The 18,342-nt window shown below is 70.7% G+C and carries 19 protein-coding genes; 12 read left to right on the top strand and 7 right to left on the bottom strand.

Annotated features, from left to right (window positions below; genetic code table 11):
- The coding region (locus ATM97_RS07195) for a biotin/lipoyl-containing protein (RefSeq protein WP_305082649.1) at window positions 1–366 on the bottom strand (366 nt) is incomplete at its 3' end.
- A gap of 257 nt (window positions 367–623) precedes the next feature.
- Here ATM97_RS07195 and ATM97_RS07190 point away from each other — a divergent pair.
- Window positions 624–968 carry an oxidoreductase gene (locus tag ATM97_RS07190; RefSeq protein WP_218717160.1) on the top strand — a complete coding sequence of 115 codons (345 nt, stop codon included), beginning with the start codon at window positions 624–626 and terminating at the stop codon, window positions 966–968.
- Here ATM97_RS07190 and ATM97_RS07185 read toward each other — a convergent pair whose 3' ends face one another.
- Together ATM97_RS07185 and ATM97_RS07180 are read right to left on the bottom strand one after the other, a co-directional pair.
- Window positions 969–2,480 (bottom strand): leucyl aminopeptidase, encoded by a 1,512-nt coding sequence (locus ATM97_RS07185; protein WP_218717155.1) that lies wholly within the window; start codon window positions 2,478–2,480, stop codon window positions 969–971.
- 9 nt (window positions 2,481–2,489) lie between these two features.
- Window positions 2,490–3,302 (bottom strand): helix-turn-helix domain-containing protein, encoded by an 813-nt coding sequence (locus ATM97_RS07180; protein ID WP_308248398.1) that lies wholly within the window; start codon window positions 3,300–3,302, stop codon window positions 2,490–2,492.
- Between the two features lie 89 nt (window positions 3,303–3,391).
- Between ATM97_RS07180 and ATM97_RS07175 the strand changes: the two genes are divergently transcribed.
- The 7 genes from ATM97_RS07175 to ATM97_RS07145 all read left to right on the top strand — a co-directional run bounded on the left by ATM97_RS07175 (window position 3,392) and on the right by ATM97_RS07145 (window position 11,522).
- Window positions 3,392–4,003, top strand: coding sequence for an N-acetyltransferase (locus tag ATM97_RS07175; RefSeq protein WP_218717154.1), 612 nt, complete (start codon window positions 3,392–3,394; stop codon window positions 4,001–4,003).
- A 221-nt stretch (window positions 4,004–4,224) separates the two neighbouring features.
- The gene (locus ATM97_RS07170; RefSeq protein WP_218717153.1) at window positions 4,225–5,025 is read left to right on the top strand and encodes a hypothetical protein; all 801 of its coding nucleotides are present in this window, start codon (window positions 4,225–4,227) and stop codon (window positions 5,023–5,025) included.
- Window positions 5,022–6,107: a hypothetical protein gene (locus ATM97_RS07165; protein ID WP_218717152.1), complete on the top strand. Its 1,086-nt coding sequence runs from the start codon at window positions 5,022–5,024 to the stop codon at window positions 6,105–6,107. Before ATM97_RS07170 ends, ATM97_RS07165 begins: the two co-directional genes overlap by 4 nt.
- Before the next feature lie 46 nt (window positions 6,108–6,153).
- On the top strand, window positions 6,154–7,635 hold the full coding sequence (locus tag ATM97_RS07160) for a hypothetical protein (protein ID WP_218717151.1): 1,482 nt from the start codon (window positions 6,154–6,156) through the stop codon (window positions 7,633–7,635).
- Window positions 7,632–8,936, top strand: a complete 1,305-nt coding sequence (locus tag ATM97_RS07155) for an AAA domain-containing protein (RefSeq protein WP_218717150.1) — start codon at window positions 7,632–7,634, stop codon at window positions 8,934–8,936. The genes ATM97_RS07160 and ATM97_RS07155 overlap by 4 nt, the downstream gene beginning before the upstream one ends.
- Window positions 8,937–9,132: 196 nt before the next feature.
- Window positions 9,133–11,145, top strand: coding sequence for a nitrate- and nitrite sensing domain-containing protein (locus ATM97_RS07150; RefSeq protein ID WP_218717149.1), 2,013 nt, complete (start codon window positions 9,133–9,135; stop codon window positions 11,143–11,145).
- The gene (locus ATM97_RS07145) at window positions 11,142–11,522 is read left to right on the top strand and encodes a DUF742 domain-containing protein (protein ID WP_218717148.1); all 381 of its coding nucleotides are present in this window, start codon (window positions 11,142–11,144) and stop codon (window positions 11,520–11,522) included. Before ATM97_RS07150 ends, ATM97_RS07145 begins: the two co-directional genes overlap by 4 nt.
- On the opposite strand, the gene ATM97_RS07140 is transcribed toward ATM97_RS07145, so the two are convergent.
- Window positions 11,519–13,474: a GMC family oxidoreductase gene (locus ATM97_RS07140; RefSeq protein WP_218717147.1), complete on the bottom strand. Its 1,956-nt coding sequence runs from the start codon at window positions 13,472–13,474 to the stop codon at window positions 11,519–11,521. The genes ATM97_RS07145 and ATM97_RS07140 overlap by 4 nt on opposite strands.
- Before the next feature lie 110 nt (window positions 13,475–13,584).
- Window positions 13,585–13,986, bottom strand: a complete 402-nt coding sequence (locus tag ATM97_RS07135; protein WP_218717146.1) for a carboxypeptidase regulatory-like domain-containing protein — start codon at window positions 13,984–13,986, stop codon at window positions 13,585–13,587.
- Window positions 13,987–14,225: 239 nt separating this feature from the next.
- Between ATM97_RS07135 and msrA the strand changes: the two genes are divergently transcribed.
- The 3 genes from msrA to ATM97_RS34840 are packed head-to-tail and all read left to right on the top strand — an operon-like array spanning window position 14,226 to window position 16,181.
- The gene (gene msrA / locus ATM97_RS07130) at window positions 14,226–14,741 is read left to right on the top strand and encodes a peptide-methionine (S)-S-oxide reductase MsrA (RefSeq protein WP_218717145.1); all 516 of its coding nucleotides are present in this window, start codon (window positions 14,226–14,228) and stop codon (window positions 14,739–14,741) included.
- A gap of 36 nt (window positions 14,742–14,777) precedes the next feature.
- The gene (locus ATM97_RS07125; protein WP_218717144.1) at window positions 14,778–15,050 is read left to right on the top strand and encodes a hypothetical protein; all 273 of its coding nucleotides are present in this window, start codon (window positions 14,778–14,780) and stop codon (window positions 15,048–15,050) included.
- A gap of 15 nt (window positions 15,051–15,065) precedes the next feature.
- Window positions 15,066–16,181 (top strand): hypothetical protein, encoded by a 1,116-nt coding sequence (locus ATM97_RS34840; protein ID WP_308248397.1) that lies wholly within the window; start codon window positions 15,066–15,068, stop codon window positions 16,179–16,181.
- Between the two features lie 56 nt (window positions 16,182–16,237).
- On the opposite strand, the gene ATM97_RS07115 is transcribed toward ATM97_RS34840, so the two are convergent.
- Window positions 16,238–16,489, bottom strand: coding sequence for an excalibur calcium-binding domain-containing protein (locus ATM97_RS07115; protein ID WP_218717143.1), 252 nt, complete (start codon window positions 16,487–16,489; stop codon window positions 16,238–16,240).
- Between the two features lie 116 nt (window positions 16,490–16,605).
- On the opposite strand from ATM97_RS07115, the gene ATM97_RS07110 reads away from it, so the two are divergent.
- Window positions 16,606–17,640 (top strand): hypothetical protein, encoded by a 1,035-nt coding sequence (locus ATM97_RS07110; RefSeq protein ID WP_255587323.1) that lies wholly within the window; start codon window positions 16,606–16,608, stop codon window positions 17,638–17,640.
- Window positions 17,641–17,658: 18 nt separating this feature from the next.
- Here ATM97_RS07110 and ATM97_RS07105 read toward each other — a convergent pair whose 3' ends face one another.
- A complete protein-coding gene (locus ATM97_RS07105) occupies window positions 17,659–18,288 on the bottom strand; it encodes a nucleotidyltransferase domain-containing protein (RefSeq protein ID WP_218717142.1) in 630 nt (209 codons plus the stop codon).
- Window positions 18,289–18,342: the final 54 nt, after the last annotated feature.

Raw genomic sequence — 18,342 nt, 5'->3', positions numbered from 1 at the left:
GGCGGGCGCGGGCTCCGGAGCCGGGGCGGGCGCCTCGGCGGCGGGCGCCGGCGCAGGCTCGGGGGCCGGAGCCGGAGCGGGTTCGGCAGGCGCGGCAGCAGGTGCGGGAGCGGCAGCGGCGGCTTCGCCGGCCTCGCTGATCACACCGAGTTCACCGCCGACCTCGACGATGTCGTCTTCCTGGGCGACGATCTTCGACAGCACACCGGCAGTGGGCGACGGGATCTCGGTATCGACTTTGTCGGTGGAGACTTCGAGCAGCGGTTCGTCGACCTCGACCGTGTCTCCTTCCTGCTTCAGCCACCTGGTCACCGTTCCCTCGGTGACGCTCTCACCAAGAGCCGGCATCTGGACGGAGAAGGCCATGTCCTCTGTCTCCTCTGACTGTTAGACGGGTAATACAACAGTGCTTCGACCCCGGCAGACACCCGTCGCGGGTCGCGGCGTACGTCCACCCCGCCGCTGGAGCGAGGCGTCCGGGAATCGTCGGTTTCTTGTTCCGGCAACCATCCTTGCACTCGCTCGCCGCCGACGTAGCGCAGGGCGGCATTCCGGGCAGAGCTGGCACCATGGAATGTACGGCGGTGAGCAGAATTCCGTCGGAGCGCAGGAGGTTGTTACCGGTGGGTTTGCTGGATCGTTTCCGCGGCGCGCGCGGCCGGAGCAGGACAGTCGCTCGCGACAGCGCGTCGGAGATCGCCGCGCTCGCCGACTGGGCGCGCGCCCGCCGCGGCGTCGAGGCGTTCATCGAACCGAAAACCGCTGTGACCGATGTCACAGCGGTGCTGGTCGCCGCGGATGGTGAATGGACCCGGCGCATCGTCGGCGAACGCGGCGCCCGGCGATTGGCCGGGGCGCTGAAGATTCCGGTCTACGACGTCAACCGGACGGGCTATCCCCAGCGCATGCGCGACTACGATGCCCGCCGCCGGATCGAGCGGCGGCGGGCCCGCGAGCGCGAGCAGTGACTACTCCGCGCCGATCTCCTCGATCACCGTGATCAGCGTGCGCACCGGGACGCCGGTGCCGCCCTTGCCGATGTAGCCGAACGGCCCGCCGGTGTTGTACGCCGGACCTGCGACATCCAGGTGCGCCCACTGCACGCCCTCGGGCACGAACTCCTTGAGGAACAGTGCGGCCGAGAGCATTCCGCCCCACCGGTGCGGTGCGACATTGGCCAGGTCGGCGACCTTGGAGTTGAGGTCGGCGCGCAGCTCGGCGGGCAGCGGCATCGCCCAGCCGTGCTCGCCGACCGAACGCGAGACGGCGGCGACACGGTCGCGGAACTCCTCGGTGCCCATCACGCCGGGCGTGCGGGTGCCCAGGGCGACCATCTGCGCGCCGGTCAGGGTGGCGACGTCGATCAGGTAGTCGGGCTCGTCCTCGGCGGCGCGCACGATCGCGTCGGCCAGGATGAGCCTGCCCTCGGCGTCGGTATTGAGCACCTCGACGGTGGTGCCGCCGTACTGGGTGAGCACATCGCCGGGGCGCTGCGCGGTAGCCGAGGGCATGTTCTCGGCCATCGGCACGGTCGCGGTGACGGTGACCGGCAGGCCGAGCCGGGCGGCGAGCAGGGTGGTCGCGATGACCGCCGCGGCGCCGGCCATGTCGGAGGTCATGTTCTCCATGTTGGCCGCGGGCTTGATGGAGATGCCGCCGGTGTCGAAGGTGATGCCCTTGCCGACGAGCGCGACCTTCTTGGGGCCGCCCGCGTAGGTGATGCGCACCAGGCGCGGCGGGCGCGCGGAACCCTGACCGACGCCGACGATGCCGCCGTAGCCGCCCGCGGCCAGCGCGTCCTCGTCGAGCACCTCGACCTCGAGCCCGGCCGCCTCGGCGAGCAGGCGGGCCCGCTCGGCGAACTCGGCCGGGTACAGCGCGCTCGGCGGAGTGTTGACGAAATCGCGCGCGGTCGCGACGGCCTCGGCGACGAGCTGGGCGCGCAGCAGTTCCAGCACGCCGAATTCGGGTTCGGGAACCAGCAATTCGACGCGCAGCACCGGCTGCTCGTCGGGCTTGGGCGCGCTCTTGGCCGACTTGAAGGTGGTGAAGGTGTACGCGCCGAGGTAGAAGCCCTCCGCCGCGGCGGCCAGGTCGACGCCCGAGAGGGTGGTCGCGACGAGTTCGGTGCCGCTGAGCGCGCGCCCGGCGACACCGGCGCTACGGCGCACCTGCTCGGCATCGACCTTGTCGGCCGCGCCGAGGCCGACCGCGAGCACGCTGGTCACATCGGCCAGCGCCGCGGGCGCGGGCACCCGGGTGAGTTCCTCGGGCTTGCCCTTCGCGCCGACCGCGCCGAGAGCGTCGAGCAGCTCCGCGCGAACCTCGGCGGTGAGCACGTCGCCGAACAGGTCGGCGGGGACGATGGCCGGTCCGTTCTCCGAGGACGTCAAGCCGATCACCAGGACATCGGTGTCCGGGCTGATGGTTTCGGTACGTGCCAATTCCGGTCCGAGTGAACGATCTGCAACAGCGGTCATCGCCCCAGATTATGCGGTCGGCCTCGGCTGCCGCATCGCGACGCCGTCGAGCAGTAGTGCGACACCGGCGGTGAGCAGTTCGTCGAAGGAGAGGTCGGGTCCGTGCGGCTCGGCGGCGAACATCCGGTGCAGCACCGGGCGGGCGCACGGGTCGAGGAGTTCGGCGAGTTCGGCGCGCACCGGGTCGGCGGTCGCGATCGCGGCGGCACCGATGCGGTCGCCGCGATCGGTGCTCCACATCAGCGCCAGGCCCTGGACCATGCCGGAGTAGGCGAGGTAGATCGTGAGCATCTCGCCGCTGGTCAGGTCGAGTTCGTCGAGCGCGGCGAAGGAGCGCTCCAGTGAGTCGAGCAGGGCCGGGCCCAGTGGCGGCCGGGTGCGGGCGAGCACGGTGAGGATCCACGGGTGCCGCCGATAGAGTCGCCATTCCCCGTCGGCCTCGGTCGCCAGGGCGGCGCGCCAGTCCGGGGCCGGCGCGGGTGCGGGGGTGCGCGCGAGCGCCAGTTCCGTCATCGCCGCCAGCAGGGCCTCCCGGTCGGGGAAGTGCCGGTAGAGCGCGGCGGTCGCGACGCCGAGTTCGCCGGCGAGGCGACGCATGGTGAGGCCGTCGAGCCCGTCCCGGTCGGCGACCTCGATCGCCGTGGCGGCGATGTGCACCGGGGTCAGCCTGGTCGGCCGGGCACGGCGTACCGGCGGGCGCCGGTCCCGGCGGGCCCGGTAGGCCCGCCCCTGACAGGACCGTGAGCAATAGCGGCGCACCCGGCCTCGGTCGGCCTGCTCCACCTCGCGTCCACAGTGCACGCACAGCGTCGATTTCCGCACACCAACCAGTGTGACGAAATACTCGTAACCCTGCTGGCGCACTCCTAGATTGGCGACTACGAACACTGTTCACCCAGGAGGAGAGACCGATGAACGTCCACGTCAGGCAGGCCCGTCCCGACGAACTCGCCGCGGTCGCCGACGCTTTCATCGCGGCGAGTCTGGACGAGGTCGTCTCGGCGTGGATCCGCGCCGGCGACCCGGAGATCGAGCAGGCCTATCGCACCACGTTCGGACCGCAGTTCGTGGCCAAGGCCTTGGCCGAGGACGAGGTGTGGGTCGCGGGCGACGGCGAGGACATCTGGGCGGTGTCGCTGTGGCAGACGGTCACCTCCGCCGACCGGCTCGCCGCCGAAGCCGACGAAGCGCGCGCGCTGCTGAAGGCGGCGCCCGATGTCGTGTCGTTCCAGCGGATGGCGGCGGTCTCGAGCCTGGTCGCCGCCGCGCATCCGCGCGAATTCCCGCACCGCTACCTGCATGTCATCGTCACCGTGCCCGAGCATCGCGGCAAAGGCGCGGGCGGCGCGATCCTGACCGATCGGCTCGCGGCCTTCGCCGACGCGGGCGAAACGGCGTATCTGGAAGCCAGTACGACCAGATCGTCGCGGCTCTACGCCCGCCACGGCTTCGCGCACGAGGGCGAGCCGATCGAGTTGCCCGACGACGGACCGACCCTGCTGCCCATGTGGCATCGAGGCTGAGCGGCCCGTTCCGCAGGGCGACACCGTCCGGCGCGCACGGCTGCCGGAGGGAGAACGCCAGGCCGGGCCCGCGCGGCAGCGCGGCGCTCGACGACGGCGGTGGCAAATTCTGGCAACCGCGGCCTACGGGGGCGGATCCTCGATGTGGTCCACGCGGCAATCCGGTGGTGAATACTGGCAAACACTGGACAACACTGGAACTGCTGAATACGCTCACGCTCGTGACGGACACGGCCGAGGAGCTGGAGGCGCGCATCGCCGACCTCCGCGCCGAGGTGCGCCGGGCCGCCGCGTCCGGCGATCGCGCCACCGCCCGGCAGCTGCGCGCGGAACTGCGCAAGACCGAATCCGCCTGGGACGCTGTCGTCCTGGGGTCGATCCCGGAGCCCGCCGCCGCGCCGGAACGGGCCGACGCGCCCGCCGTGCCGGTCCGCGAGCACGTGCACCGCGCGCTGACGCTGCTGTCGGTGCCGTCCTCGCCCAAACTCGTCCTGGCCGTGCACGAGGCGTTCTTCTCCGGCGAACTCCTGCCCGCCCGGTTGACCAGCCTGCGCCGCGACGAGGAACGCTCGTTCCGTTCGGCGCCGTACGCCCGGCCGTACTACCTGTGCGCGGCGCTCACGACGGATCTGCTGTCGCAGGCGCGCGGATTGCTCGCGGTGAGCTCCTGGCCGCTCGAGCGCCGGATGGTGGGTCCGCTGAGTCCGCGTGTCGGCCTGCTGATCTCGGCGATCCGACTGGCCGACCACCTCGCGGCGCAGCCTGCCGCGACGCAGGCGGGACAGCGCGTACTGTGGCGGCTCGCCGTCTCGATTCCCGGAGTGTCGGGCGCGCCCGACACACTGGACCCGGCGGCGGTGATCGAGGCCGCCCGGCGGGAGCTGGCCGTCCACGAGGACGAGGACGCACGGCAGCGCATCGCGGCCGCGCGCCGGGCGTCCGACCAGCTGGCCGATCCGGCCGCCCAACTATTCGGGGTTCGGCTCGGGGTGGCCGACCGGCGACGAATCGAGGTGAAATGAGCACTCTCGCAGCACAGCTGGACCAGTTGCGCGGCGCGGCGCCCGCGACCAGGCACAACGCCCGCACCATCGCCGCGCTCACGGCCAATCCCGGGTGCGCCCGGCGCGCCCTGCTCGACGCGGCCGCGGTCGACAAGACCGTGATCGCCCAATCGCTCGGTTTCCCACCACAGTTCGGTCAGTCCCAGTTCGCCATCACCCGTGGCAACGCCTTCGAATCGATGGTGAAGGCCAACGGCTGCGCCGAACTGCTGGCGCTGCTGCGCGACAAGCTCGGCCTCACCATCCCCGAAGTCGCCTACCACGACCTGAACTCGGTCGGCGAGAACACCGGCAACGCCGTGCGGTATCAGCGCACCCGGCAGTTGCTGAAGTCGACGATCGCCGCGGGCGACGGCACTCTGTTCGACCATCCGATGCTGCGTCTGGACATCGCCGGTGCCACCGCCTACCTGGAGCCCGACGTGGTTGCCGTGCAGCTCGACGGCAAGTTCCACGTCGTCGAGATCAAGGCGTTCCCGGTGATCGACGGGCAGGCCGACCCGGCCCAGGTCGCGGCGGCCGCCCGCCAGTCCGCGGTGTATGTCATCGCGTTGCGCGAGTTGATGACCGAGATCGGCGAGTCACCGGAGCTGGTCTCGCACAACACGATCCTGGTGTGCGCGAAGGACTTCACCAACCGGCCGACCGCCGCCCTGGTCGACCTGCGCAAGCAGCTCGCGGTCGTGTCCCGGCAGCTGACCCGGCTGACCGCCATTCCCGAACTGCTCGAACTGCTGCCGCCCGAGGCCACCTTCGCGCCGGGGGAGGACCTGGAGAAGACGATCGCGGCCATTCCCGCCCGCTACGCCCCGGAGTGCATGTCGAGCTGCGAGCTCGCCTTCGCCTGCCGCGACGAGGCCAGGACCTGCGGTTCGGTCGACGCGCTCGGCCGCGGCGTGTGCGACGAGGTCGGCGGCATCGAGAATCTGCACACCGTCCTGGGTCTGGCCGACGGGACGCTGCAACCGGGACCCGAGCACGCCGACATCACCGCCATGCTGCGCACCGCGCACCGGTTGCGGCTGGAGATCGCCGGATGAGCGTGCGGCAGATGCGCGCGGCCGTGTGCACGGTCAGGGGGCAGGGATGAGCGTGCTGTCGGCCCTCGCCAAGGCCGAGGCCGTCCGCGCGGGCCGAGCCCAGCCGACCGCGGCGGTGCGGCACCTGCACCTGGGCGAGCGGCCGCTGGTCGCGGTGCCGCTGCGGCTGGCCGGTGAGGCGGCGGCGCCGCTGGCGATCATGATCGGCACCGCGCGCGGCGACCAGAACGTGCTGATCGTGCCGCAGCCACGCGACCGGGTCCTGCGGCTGCGGTTCATCGAGCAGCTGGCCGACATCGTGCTGCCCTATCTCGCGTCGTTCCTGGCCGAGAGCGAGGAACTCACCAGCAAGGCGGGCGAGAGCTACACCCGCTGCCTGGACGCACCGCAGATCTGGACGCCGAACGAGGGCGGGGTGAACTTCCTCAAGCTGCTGGGCCGCTCGGTCCGTTTCCACCGCACCGACGGCGACAACCCGGTGCCCGTCTCGATTCCCCTGCTGGGCCGTTGGCTGACCTGGTTCGGCGACCGCGCCGAGCACCCCGGGTCGGCGGTGCTGCCCGCGATGACCTCGGCGCTGTCGGCGCACTGGGCCACCGGCCAATCCGCGCTCGAGGACGGCAATCTCGCCGCGCTGCTGGGCTGGATCGACCCGCCACCGGGCCGCACCGGCGCCGAAGCCGCGGCCATCGCCGAGGACCCGTTGCAGTCCCCGCCCGCGGGTCCGGCCACCGATCCCGGTTTCGACAACGAGGAACTCGCGCCGCTGATCGCCGCCTACAGCGCCGCCGTGGACGAGAACGCCAGGGCCGTCGCCGCCGAACGGCTCGAGCGGTCGCTGCGCGGTCAGCTCGAACCCACCTGGCAGCTGATGTGGCGCGCGCTGGACCTGCTGCGCGCGCTGCCGCCGGGCGCCAGCGTGGAGAACCGGTGGACCGACGATCGCGGCGCGTTCTCCTATTTCGCGGCCGAGGTCGCCGAGGGCACGCCGCAGGCCCGGCGCGATCCCGCCGTGCGCGCGGTGCGCAGGTTGCTCGAACGCGAGCGCGCCCTGGAAGCGCTGCAGGCCCAGTGCGCCTTCGACGATCCGCTGCGCATGCTCGAGCACCGGGTCACCGGGGCGGCGTTTCGCGGCACCGTCGTGCACAGCGAACCGGACCGTGTCGACCGTTCGGGCGCGCGCCCGAAACTGCGCCCGCACATCCACATTCGCACCACCGATCCGTTCCTGGCGGTCGTCGGCGAGGAGCTGACCTGTGTGGAGCGGCCCAAGCAGAGCGGGGTCGTCGTCGAGATCGACGGCGACCGCATGGTGCTGGAACTCTCGGGTGGGATGGGCCGCAAGCTCGTCGCCGAACCGGGCTCGGTGCCGACCGACGGTGAGGCGCTCGGGTTCGCCCGGTTCTCGCCGTCGCCGTTCAACGGTCTGCTGAATCTGCCCGCACGCGAGGACACCCCGTGGACGCACGGCGGCCCGCCGCCGGAATGGGTGCCGCCCACCGACGACGAAGGGGAGGAGCTGCAGTGACCACGCCGGACGAGGCCGTCGCGAACATTCTCACCGACCTGCGCGACGCGAGTCATCGCGCCATCGTCGTCGACTCGCCGCCCGGGGCGGGCAAATCCACGCTGGTCGTGCGCGCCGCCCGCCAGCTCGCCGAGGACGACGACCAGCGGATGATCGTCGCCCAGACCAACGAACAGGTCGACGACCTCATCGACCGCCTCGCCGGCGCCGACCCGGGAATGCGCATCGGGCGCCTGTCCAGCACCGCCTACGTCACCAGCGAGCGGGTCGACCAGCACGCCAACGTCCGCGTCGCGACCAAACCCGGCGATCTGGCCGATCGCACCATCGTCATCGGGACGGCCGCCAAATGGGCCACCATCACCGAGGGCAGCTGGTCGCACGCGATCATCGACGAGGCGTATCAGATGCGCTCGGACATGTTGTTGCGCATCGCGAACCGGTTCGATCGCGGGCTGTTCGTCGGCGATCCGGGGCAGCTCGATCCGTTCGCGACCGTCGAGACCGCGCGCTGGGCCGGGCTCACCTGGGATCCGACGATGAGCGCGGTGAGCGTGATGCTCGCCAACAACGACAACATCCCGATCCACCGGCTGCCGGTGTCGTGGCGATTGCCCGCCACCGCGGCGCCGGTCGTCTCGCAGGCCTTCTACCCGTTCACCGGTTTCGAGTCCGGCACCGGATTCGGTGACCGCAGGATGGCTTTCACCACCCGTGGCCTCGGCGGATCGATCGACGCGGTGCTCGAGGAAGCGGCCGCGACGGGCTGGGGCTGGTACGAACTGCCCGCCCGGCACACCCTGCGCACCGACCGCGAGGCGGTGCACGCGCTCGCCGCGATCGCCGCCCGGCTGATCGAGCGCGGCGCCACCGCGCACTCCGAATCGGGCAGTCACCCGGTCACCACCGACCGGGTCGCCATCGGTACCGCCCACCGCGACCAGGCCGACGCCGTGCGGACCGCCCTGCGCGGCACCGCCGCCGAGCCGGTCACCGTCGATACCGCCAACCGGCTTCAGGGCCGCGAGTACGACGTCACCCTGGTGCTGCACCCGCTCTCGGGCCGCCGCGACGCCAGCGCCTTCCACCTCGAAGCGGGCCGATTGTGCGTGCTCGCCTCCCGGCACCGGCACGCCTGCATCCTGGTCGGCCGCGCCGGCATCCCGGAACTCCTCGACGCGCACCCCTCGGCCGAACCGGTCCATCTCGGGGTGCCGGTGAAGTTCCCCGACGGGTGGGAGGCGAATCAGTCCGTGCTGAGCCATCTGACGCGACACCGGGTGCGCGCGACCGCGCTCTGAGATCACGTGACGGTTCACCGTCGCGGTGCTGTGAGTTTGCTTGACACGAGGGCTTTTTCGCGTCCCACGCAAACCGCGCGCGGGTGCGGCCGGTCGGTTAGTCTCTGGCGCGAAGACAAGCGTGCCGGATCGTCTGTGTCGCGGGCGCAGCACGCAGCGGAGCGCCGGGGCGGCTCCGGGAGCGGAAAGTTTCGGTGTGAAGAACTGGCGTAACTCGTTGCTCGGGACATCGTGGTGGGGCGGGCGCGGTGTTCGCGGCCGGGTGAGCGTGCGGATCCGGCTCCTGTCGATCGTGCTGATCTCCAGTGTGATCCTGCTGGTCACCGGTGGTGGCGCGGCGGTGTATCTGGTGGACTCGGCGCGCGAATCCACCGAATGGGCCGAGCTGGCGAGCAGCACCACCGCGCCGGCGATCCTGATGGTCTCGGCGTTCCAGGAGGAGCGCAGGCTGTCGCTGCTGCGGTTGGCCGGTGACCCACCGTCCACGCCCGCCCTGGTCACCGCCCGCCAGCGCTCCGACGAGGCGCTCGCCGCGGTGATGGCCAAGGGCGACGCCGCGCGCAAGCTCAATCCCGACGGTTCGGCCGAGGACATCGAGGGCTACAACAAGCTCTTCGCCATGGTGCCGACGGTGCGCGGCGGCGTGGACGCGCTCCAGATCCCGCCGGATCAGGTGTTCACGTTCTTCTCCCAGGTGATCGGCACGATCGTCGCCGCGTCGATGCTGGCCGCCCGGGTGGCGCCGCAGGCGAAGATCGGCATCGAACTGAGCTACGGCGTGGAACAGTTGCGCGCCGCCGAGGCGCTGTCGCAGGCCGACACGCTCGGCTCGGTGGCCTTGACCAACGGCCGGATGTCGGCCGCCGAGCTGGCCGACTTCGGGCACCGGGTCGGCGAATTCCGTGGCGAGGTGGCCTATTCGGCCACGGTGCTGAAGGGCGACCGGCTCGCCCAGCTCGGTGCGATCACCGCGAGCGCGGACTGGCAGCAGGTGACCTCGATGCAGGACGCGCTGGTGACGCGCGGTCCGGTCGGCAACGATCGCGGGGACGCGGCGCTGCCACTGAGCCTGGCGGGCTGGCAGGACGCCTCCCGGCACGTGAATCTCGCGTTGCAGAAGCTGTGGGCGGACCAGAGCGGCGACGCCCACGTCATCGCCCGGCAGCAGGGGGAGACCGACACCCGCAACGCCCTGCTCGGCGGCGCGCTCGTCGCGGCGCTGGCGGTGGGCGCCTTCCTGGTGGCGCTGGTACTGGCCAACCGGTTCATCGCCCGCATGCGGCGGTTGCGCCACGACACCCTGGAACTGGCCGACGAGCGGATGCCCGACCTCATGCGCAGACTCGCCGCGGGCGAGCAGGTCGAGGCCCGCGCGGAGACCTCCCGGCTGGACTTCGGCTCCGACGAGCTCGGCCAGGTCGCGGCCGCGTTCAACCGCGCGCATCTGGCCGCGGTGTCGGCGGCGATCGCCGAGGCCCAGACCAGGGCGGGCATCAATACCGTGTTCCTCAATATCGCCCACCGCAGCCAGGTCGTCGTGCACCGCCAGCTCGCCCTGCTCGACCGCGCCGAACGCGACGAGAGCAACGCCGATCAGCTCGAATTGCTGTTCCAGCTCGACCATCTCGCGACCCGCACCCGCCGCAACGCCGAGAACCTCATCATCCTCGGCGGCGAGCAGCCGGGCAGGCGCTGGCGCAATCCCGTCGCGCTGCTGGAACTGGTCCGCGGCGCCATCGCCGAGAGCATGGACTACACCCGGATCCAGACCAAGCAGATGCCCGAGGTGCGCATCGCCGGCCACGCGGTCGCCGACGTGATCCACCTGCTCGCCGAACTGATGGACAACGCGACGGCGTTCTCGCCGCCGGAGGCGCACGTGGTGGTGTCCGGGGTGGTGGTCGGGCGCGGTGTGGCGGTGGAGATCACCGACCAGGGTCTCGGCATGCCGGAGGCCGATCTCGCCGCACGCAACGCGATGCTGGCCGACCCACCCGAGTTCAGCGTGGCGACGCTGTCCGGTAGCTCCCGGCTCGGCCTGTTCGTCGTCGCGAAACTGGCAGGCAGGCACAACATCTCGGTGCGGCTGTCGGAATCGGTCTACGGCGGGGTGCGCGCGGTCGTGCTGATTCCCTCGGCGCTGGCCGAGGCGAGCGATCCGTCCGCGCCGATCTCCGGCCAGTTCCCCGCCGTCTCCCCGCGCGCATGAGCGACGAACGCGAACACTGGTACGAGGAGGACGCCGGGCCGATCGTGCGTCTCTATGCGGTCACCCGCGGGCGCGGCCGGACCGAGCGCGACGAACTCGACCTCACGACCCTGCTGGTCGACGCCGGCGCGGGCACCCGATTGCGGCGGCCCGAACCCGAGTACGCCGCGATCGTCGACCTGTGCCGCACCCCGATGGCGGTGGCCGAGGTGTCGGCGCACCTGGGACTGCCACTGAATCTGGCCAAGGTGCTCATCGCCGACCTGATCGACGAGGGCAGGCTGATCGCCCGCGCCCCGCAGCACCGCGCGGTCGGCAATGCCGACCTCGGGGTGCTGCGGGCCGTCCTCGCCGGCATCCGCCGGGTCGACGGCTAGGTGAGCCCGGCCGCCAGACGCTTGGCGTTCATGTAGCCGATCGCCTCGATGGTGACCATCGGGTTCACCCCCGGTGCGGTGGGGAAGGTGGAGCCGTCGGCCACGACGATGTTGTCGACATCCCAGGTGACGCCGTCCGGGTTGGTCGCCGACAGTTCCGCGCTGCCGCCCATCCGGGCCGAGCCCATGATGTGCAGCGCGCCCAGCGAGCAGCGGCCCGGTCCGTAGCCCGCCTTCTTGCAGGCCGCGTCGAATTCCGCGAGCGAACCGCGCACGCCGGGCTCGAATGAGATGCCCGCCTGGTGGCCCGAGTAGATGCGCTGCGCGCCCGCGGCTTCGAGCACCGAGGCCGCGCCGACGATGCCGGTGTGCAGGTGGTTCGCGTCGTAGTCGGAGAGCCGGTACTTCACCACGGCCTCGCCGCTGCCGTCGATCGAGACGGTGCCCGGATCGCGGTCGCGGGTGATCACGCCGATCGAGTTGGTGCGGGCGAAGTCGAGCATGGTGTCCCGGTGCGCGGCCGCGCCGCGCCAGCTCATGAAACCGGTCGCCAGACCCGGATGGATCGGCCCGGTCTCGTAGATGACGCCGTAGCCGTTGCCGTCGAGATCGGCGTGGTGCCTGCTGATGCGCGCCTGCAACGCGCCCTCCCAGGGCCGGATCTCCTCCTCGAACACCCCGAACACCGCGGCGGCGGGATGCAGGCGCAGGTGCTTGCCGATGTTCTTGTTGCGCAGGCCCGAACGCTGCAGCAGCGCCGGTGTCTGGATGGCGCCCGCGGCGACGACCACCGCGCGCGCCCGCACCGTGATCTCGACACCGTCGGACGTGCGGGCCGAGACCGACTCCGCCCGACCGGCTTTCACCGTGATCGTGCGGACGTCGGCGTCGACCACCAGGCGCGCCCCGTGCCCGGCGGCGTCCTGGAGCCAGGTCTTGGTGACCGACTGCTTCGCGCCGAGCCTGCACCCGTAACCACACCGACCGCATTCCACCGCGGCGTCGCAGGCGTCGCCGACATTGCGCGGCAGGGTGTCGACATCCCAGCCGAGCGCTTTGGCGCCACGCTCGAGGATGCCGTCACGGGCCGAGAGCGGCGACCGGCCGCCGGTCACCCCGATCCGGCGCTGCACCGTGTCGAGCGCGGCACCGAATTCGTCGTCGGCGAACTGCGGGACCCCCGATTCGGCCCATTCCTTGCGGACGTTGTCGGGGGTGGGCAGCGAGGTACTCCAGTTGACGACGGTGCCGCCGCCGAGGCAGGACCCCGCCACCAGCGTGATCTGCCCCTCCGCCGACGCGGGCGGACCCGAGGCGTACAGGCTGGTCAGCGCGTCGAGCTCGCCGTGGCCGAAATCCTTGTCGTCGTAGTAGTTTCCGCGTTCGAGGACCACCACGTCCAGGCCCGCCTCGGCCAGTACCGCGGCCGCCGCGCCCCCACCGGCGCCGGAGCCGACCACGACGACATCGCAGTCGAGGGTGGTCGCTTCGGCGTATCGCTGCGGGGTGAGCGCGGGTGCGGGGGCATCCGCCAGCGGCCCGGTCGGGGCGGGATAGCCGATCTTCTCCCACAGCGGGTTGGTCCCGGTCGGGCCGGGTGTCACGTTGTAGGCCAGCAGCGAGGCCTGCTTGAGCGCTTGGAACACCGCGCGCGCCGGCGCCAGCCCGGAATCGGCCAGCCGTAGCAGCGCGGCCTCGCGACGCTGCTGCGACAGCGACGAGAACCGGCGCGGGCCACTGCCGGTCAGCAGCCCGAAGACGCGGGAATCCCACAGCCCCAACAACATCGCCAGCTGCTTCTGATCTGCTTCCCGCGGATTGCGACCCAGGATCCGGAAGATCGTGTCGACCGTCCCGAGCTCGGTCGCCGGCGGTAGTCCGAACTCGTCGCCCGGCAGGAATGTGTCGCAGATCAAGCCCAGCGCTGCCCGCTGCGCGGCTGTTGGTTCCATACGGAAACCACCCCTTCTCACTCTGGGGTGATTTGTATCACGGGTCGTGCGGGCGTGCTCGGTGTCGCCGGGTTTCGGGCCGGGCAGCGCGCACCCGGCCCGACCGGCGGCTAACGGCGGCCGGTGGCGACCGTGAACTGCAGTGTCTTCAGCGTCGGTGTCGACAGTTCGACATCGGCGGTGGCAGCCGTTTTCGCCGTGGCCTCGCCGGGGTAGGCCCTCACCTGGTAGCGGCCCGGTTGCAGGCCGCGGAAGCTCACCTGTCCGTCGGCGCCGGTGGACAGGTGCCGGTGGATGGTGTCGCCACAGGCGTCGAAACCGGTCAGGACCACCTCGCCGCCGGTGATCGGCTTTCGGGTGGACTCGTCGAGCAGGACCGCGTCGATCTGCCCGGTGGCCGCCGGGTCGGGCGTGCGTAGCGCTAGGTCGTTTTGTCGCGATTGTCTGGCTTCGCAGGTCGAGGTCTGCTCGACGGTGTCGGCGCTGCCGGGAGGGGCTCCCGCGGTGGTCACCGCACCCGCTGTGAGAGCGACTGCGGCCAGTCCGATCATCGAATACCGGGCAACGACGCTACGTGGCATTTCGCCGACTTCCTCCTGTTTCCTGGGTGACGCTGGGGCACACATGGACGTTCCTGAGGTATCGCTCGCGCGGCGAGCCTACTGGCGGGAATTCCGGGGCCGACAGGGGAGTTCCATAGAGGCGGTTGTGGCCGTTCTGTGCGACCGTGGAGCTCTATGAAGGAGGACGCGTGACCGAAACCCGTAAGGCGATTCTGGCCGGTGGATGCTTCTGGGGCATGCAGGATCTGATCCGCCGTCAACCGGGCGTGCTGTCGACGAGGGTCGGCTACACCGGTGGCAGCAACGATCACCCCACCTATCGCAACCACCCCGGCCACGCCGAGGCCGTCGAGATCGAATACGACCCGGCACAGACCGACTACCGGGCCCTGCTCGAGTTCCTGTTCCAGATCCACGACCCCACCACCAAGGATCGTCAGGGCAACGACATCGGCTCGAGCTACCGCTCGGCGATCTTCTACCTCGACGAGGACCAGCGCCGCACGGCGATCGACACCATCGCCGACGTCGACGCCTCGGGCCTGTGGCCGGGCAAGGTCGTCACCGAGGTGACCCCGGCGAGCACCTTCTGGGATGCCGAGCCGGAGCATCAGGACTACCTGATCCGCTACCCCGACGGCTACACCTGCCACTTCCCGCGCCCGGGCTGGAAGCTGCCCAAGCGGGCCGAGGCCGAGAAGTAGCCCTTCGCGACCCGTTCGCCCCGGTCTCGCGCCGGGGTGTTCGGTGCGGCGGTTCTTCCCGCCGAGTTTCCCGCATTCCGCACCGACGATCCGGTCGGTAATCGTGTCGAATTCGTTGCACCGCTGATTCCGTCGAAACACGGTGCCGTTTTCCCGTGGGCCTGGGCGGCCGAATTCCCCGCTGTGCCGGGCTCGGCGCAGGAAAACCGCACGTGGGGCGGGTGGTGTGAAATGATCGGACCCATCGGCGTGACCGTGGCGCCGGATCGGAAGACTCATATCGGCGGCTTCGGTCGTCGCACAAGGTGAGGGGATGCGATTCGGATGACGTATGGACAGCAGCAACCCGGGTATCCACCGGCGGGGCCGAAACTCGGTGTCGGCGACGCCATCGGTTACGGCTGGGACAAATTCAAGAACAACGCGGTGGTGTGGATCGCGATCGTGCTGATCGCGTTCGTCATCCAGGTGGCGATCAACTTCCTGTTCGGCCTGGGGAACACGACCGATACCGACTATGACGGTGGCATCAGCATCGGCTTCGGTATCTGGCAGTTCATCGGCACCGTCGTCAGCGCCGTCATCGGCTATTTGATCTCCGCCGCGTTCGTGCGCGGCGCGCTGCACGAAACCGACGGGCGCAAACCGGGATTCGGTGATTTCTTCCAGTTCACCAATGTCGGCGCGGTGATTCTGGCCGGCATTCTGGTCGGTCTGGCCACCGGCATCGGCTTCGTGCTGTGCATCCTGCCGGGTCTGGTGATCGCCTTCTTCACCTGGTGGACGATGCAATTCGTGATCGACCGGAACCAGGACGCGGTGACGGCGATCAAATCGAGTTTCTCGGCGATCTCGAGCAATGCCGGACCCCTGCTGCTGCTGACGCTGGCGCTGTTCGGCATCAATATCGTCGGCGCGCTGCTGTGCGGTCTCGGCCTGCTGGTGACGGTCCCGCTGACGATCATCGCCTCGACCTACGCGTACCGGGTGGTGACCGGCGGACCGGTCGTCGGCGCCGCGACCGCCGTCGCCGATCCCGGCTACCCGCAGCAGTACGGCGGGCCCGCAGGCGGATTCGGTCAGCCGGGTCAGCCCGGGTACGGGCAGCCGGGGTACCCCGGTCAGCCCGGTTACGGTGGTCCGGCTCAGGGGGGTCAGCCCGGTTATGGCGGCCCCGCTCAGGGCGGTCAGCCCGGCTATGGTGGTCCGGCTCAGGGCGGTCAGCCCGGTTACGGTGGCCCGGCCGAAGGTGGTCAGCCTGGCTACGGCGGCCCTGCGCAGGGTGGGCAGCCCGGGTACGGCGGTCCGGCCGAAGGTGGTCAGCCGGGTTATGGCACCCCCGGCACGAGCCCGGGCTACGGCACGCCGGGCGGACCCGAAGGCAGGCCCGACCTGGGCAAGCCGGGCGAGGGCCCCGGCAGTCCCGATATCGACCGCTGACCCCGCACAGGAAAGGGGGCGTGCGATGCACCGCATCGCACGCCCCCTTTTTCGTGCTACTCGCAGCCGATGCCGTCACCGTCACGGTCGAGGCCGTACTCGTCGGGCCCGATCACCTGGACGCGTCCGGTGTAGACCGGTCCGTTCCCGCTGCCGCCCTCGCAGTCGACATCGCTGACGATCGGTAGGCAGGGGGAGTAGGACTTGTGGCAGTTGCCCGACGGCTGGGCGGTGGCCACGGCCGGTGTCACGATCGCGAAAGCGAAGGCCGCGAGGGCGGCCGATCCCAGGGTGACGGCGAATTTCATGGTGCTCCGTTCAGTTGTACAGCGGCGCACAGCTTTTCACGGGCTGTCGGTTTGCCGGAAATCTGCGGATCGGTACCTGCGGGTAATCTGGGGTCTCGGGCGAGAGGGAGGCCGCGATGCGGGGGATGTGGCGGAAGTGGTCGTGGTGGACGCGGAGCGCGGTGCTCGTGCTCGTGGTGCTCGCCGTGGTGTCGCTGCCGGTCGCGGGGGTGGTGACGGCGTTGCTGGCGCACAACATCGGCGAGCAGTCCGAGCACGCGCGCACCCGGGGCAAGGACGCCTTCTGGCTCGGGCACGCGTGGGTGGACGGCCGCAAGACCGACGCCGATGTCGACCGGCTGGCGACGTTGCTGGCGGGCACCGGTATCCGCGATCTCTACGTGCACACCGGCCCGCTCGAACACGACGGGAGCCTGCGCGACGAGCTGGCGCCACGGGCGCGCTGGTTCGTCGACGCGGTGCACGCGAAGGTGCCGGGCGTGCGGGTGCAGTCGTGGCTCGGTGACATCGTGCGGCCCGAATTCGATGGTCTGGACGTGGAATCGGCGCCGTCGCGCGACCGCGTGGTCGCCTCCGCGCGCCGGGTCCTGGACTACGGCTTCGACGGAATCCACTACGACCTGGAGCCGATCCGGTCCGGCTCCCCGGGCTTCCTCGCGCTGCTCGACGCGACCAGGGCGGTGACCTCGGCGGCGGGGGTCCCGCTGTCGGTCTCGGCCCCGGTCATCGATCCGCTGCCCGGCCTGCACTCGGTGGGCATCGCGCTCGTCGATCACGGGAAATGGTGGAGCCAAGCCTATTTCGCCGAGGTCGCGCGCCGCGTCGAGCAGGTGGCGGTGATGTCCTACGACACCGCGATGCCGACCCAGGCCCTCTACAGCGGATACCTGGCCCAGCAAACCGAACTGGCCGCCGAGGTGACCCCACACGAGGTCGACCTGCTCATGGGCGCACCCGCGTTCTGGGCCGACGACCCCGGCCACGACGGGTCCTCGGAAACGGTGGCCGCCGCCGTCCGCGGCATCCGGCTCGGCCTGACCCGAGCCGACGTGGACCGGGCGAATTTCGGGGTGGCGTTGTACGTGGATTTCGCGGCCAGACCCCAGGACTGGACGGACTACCGGCAGGGTTGGTGCCGCCTGCCCGGCTGAATCGGACCCGGCCGAGGGTCAGGCCGCGGTCCTGCTCAGCCACGGGTGGTCGGGGTGGACCAGTTCCAGCCACGAGGTCAGGCGGGCGCGGCGCTGCTCGGACAGCAGCGGCAGTGCTCGGCGGAGATCGGCGTCGTCCTTGGGGCGGTGGGCTTTTGCCTTGAACAGCAGGACGACCTCCGGGATCAGGTAGGGGATGCCGGAGGGGGTGGTGCGGATCAGATCGGAGTAGGGGAGGGTGATCGTCGGGTCGCGGCGGCAGATCCAGGTGTCGCCGTCGTGGGGTTCGCGGAAGACGTCGAGGTGGAACGCGCCGGTGTAGGGATCGCGGAGCCAGGTCTGGTGCAGGTCGTCGCGGTCGGCGGCGCGGGCGTAGGGCCACAGGTGGCCGTCGCCGACGATGTCCCACTCGTATTCGGGGAAGGCGTCGGCGATCTCGGGGAAAGCCGTTCGGGGGACGGCGATCTCGATGTCGCCGTGCGCGCGGGAGATCCCGCCCGCGAACAGATCGATCGCCCAGCCGCCCGCGACCGCCCACGGCGCGAAGCAAGAGTCGAGACGGGCGGCGACGACGCTCGGGGTCCACGGGTCCCAGCGGCGGGTGGCTTCGGTGTCGGTGATCGGACGGGCGCCGTCCGGTGAGCTCATGAATCCATCATGTCCACAGGTGCGGGGGCCCGCGCAAGGTTGTTGTGGCCGATG

This window comes from Nocardia sp. MH4 (assembly GCF_019266065.1).
Lineage (GTDB): Bacteria > Actinomycetota > Actinomycetes > Mycobacteriales > Mycobacteriaceae > Nocardia > Nocardia canadensis.
The sequence above is the reverse complement of the archived record's forward strand: the minus strand, read 5'-3'. Positions and strand labels throughout refer to the sequence as shown.

Excerpts from the sequence above, each read along its gene's own strand:
- ATM97_RS07185 (WP_218717155.1), bottom strand. The coding sequence starts at position 2,480 with ATGACCGCTGTTGCAGATCGTTCACTCGGACCGGAATTGGCACGTACC.
- ATM97_RS07175 (WP_218717154.1), top strand. The coding sequence starts at position 3,392 with ATGAACGTCCACGTCAGGCAGGCCCGTCCCGACGAACTCGCCGCGGTC.
- ATM97_RS07165 (WP_218717152.1), top strand. The coding sequence starts at position 5,022 with ATGAGCACTCTCGCAGCACAGCTGGACCAGTTGCGCGGCGCGGCGCCC.
- ATM97_RS07160 (WP_218717151.1), top strand. The coding sequence starts at position 6,154 with ATGAGCGTGCTGTCGGCCCTCGCCAAGGCCGAGGCCGTCCGCGCGGGC.
- ATM97_RS07145 (WP_218717148.1), top strand. The coding sequence starts at position 11,142 with ATGAGCGACGAACGCGAACACTGGTACGAGGAGGACGCCGGGCCGATC.
- ATM97_RS07140 (WP_218717147.1), bottom strand. The coding sequence starts at position 13,474 with ATGGAACCAACAGCCGCGCAGCGGGCAGCGCTGGGCTTGATCTGCGAC.
- ATM97_RS34840 (WP_308248397.1), top strand. The coding sequence starts at position 15,066 with ATGACGTATGGACAGCAGCAACCCGGGTATCCACCGGCGGGGCCGAAA.
- ATM97_RS07115 (WP_218717143.1), bottom strand. The coding sequence starts at position 16,489 with ATGAAATTCGCCGTCACCCTGGGATCGGCCGCCCTCGCGGCCTTCGCT.
- ATM97_RS07110 (WP_255587323.1), top strand. The coding sequence starts at position 16,606 with ATGCGGGGGATGTGGCGGAAGTGGTCGTGGTGGACGCGGAGCGCGGTG.
- ATM97_RS07105 (WP_218717142.1), bottom strand. The coding sequence starts at position 18,288 with ATGAGCTCACCGGACGGCGCCCGTCCGATCACCGACACCGAAGCCACC.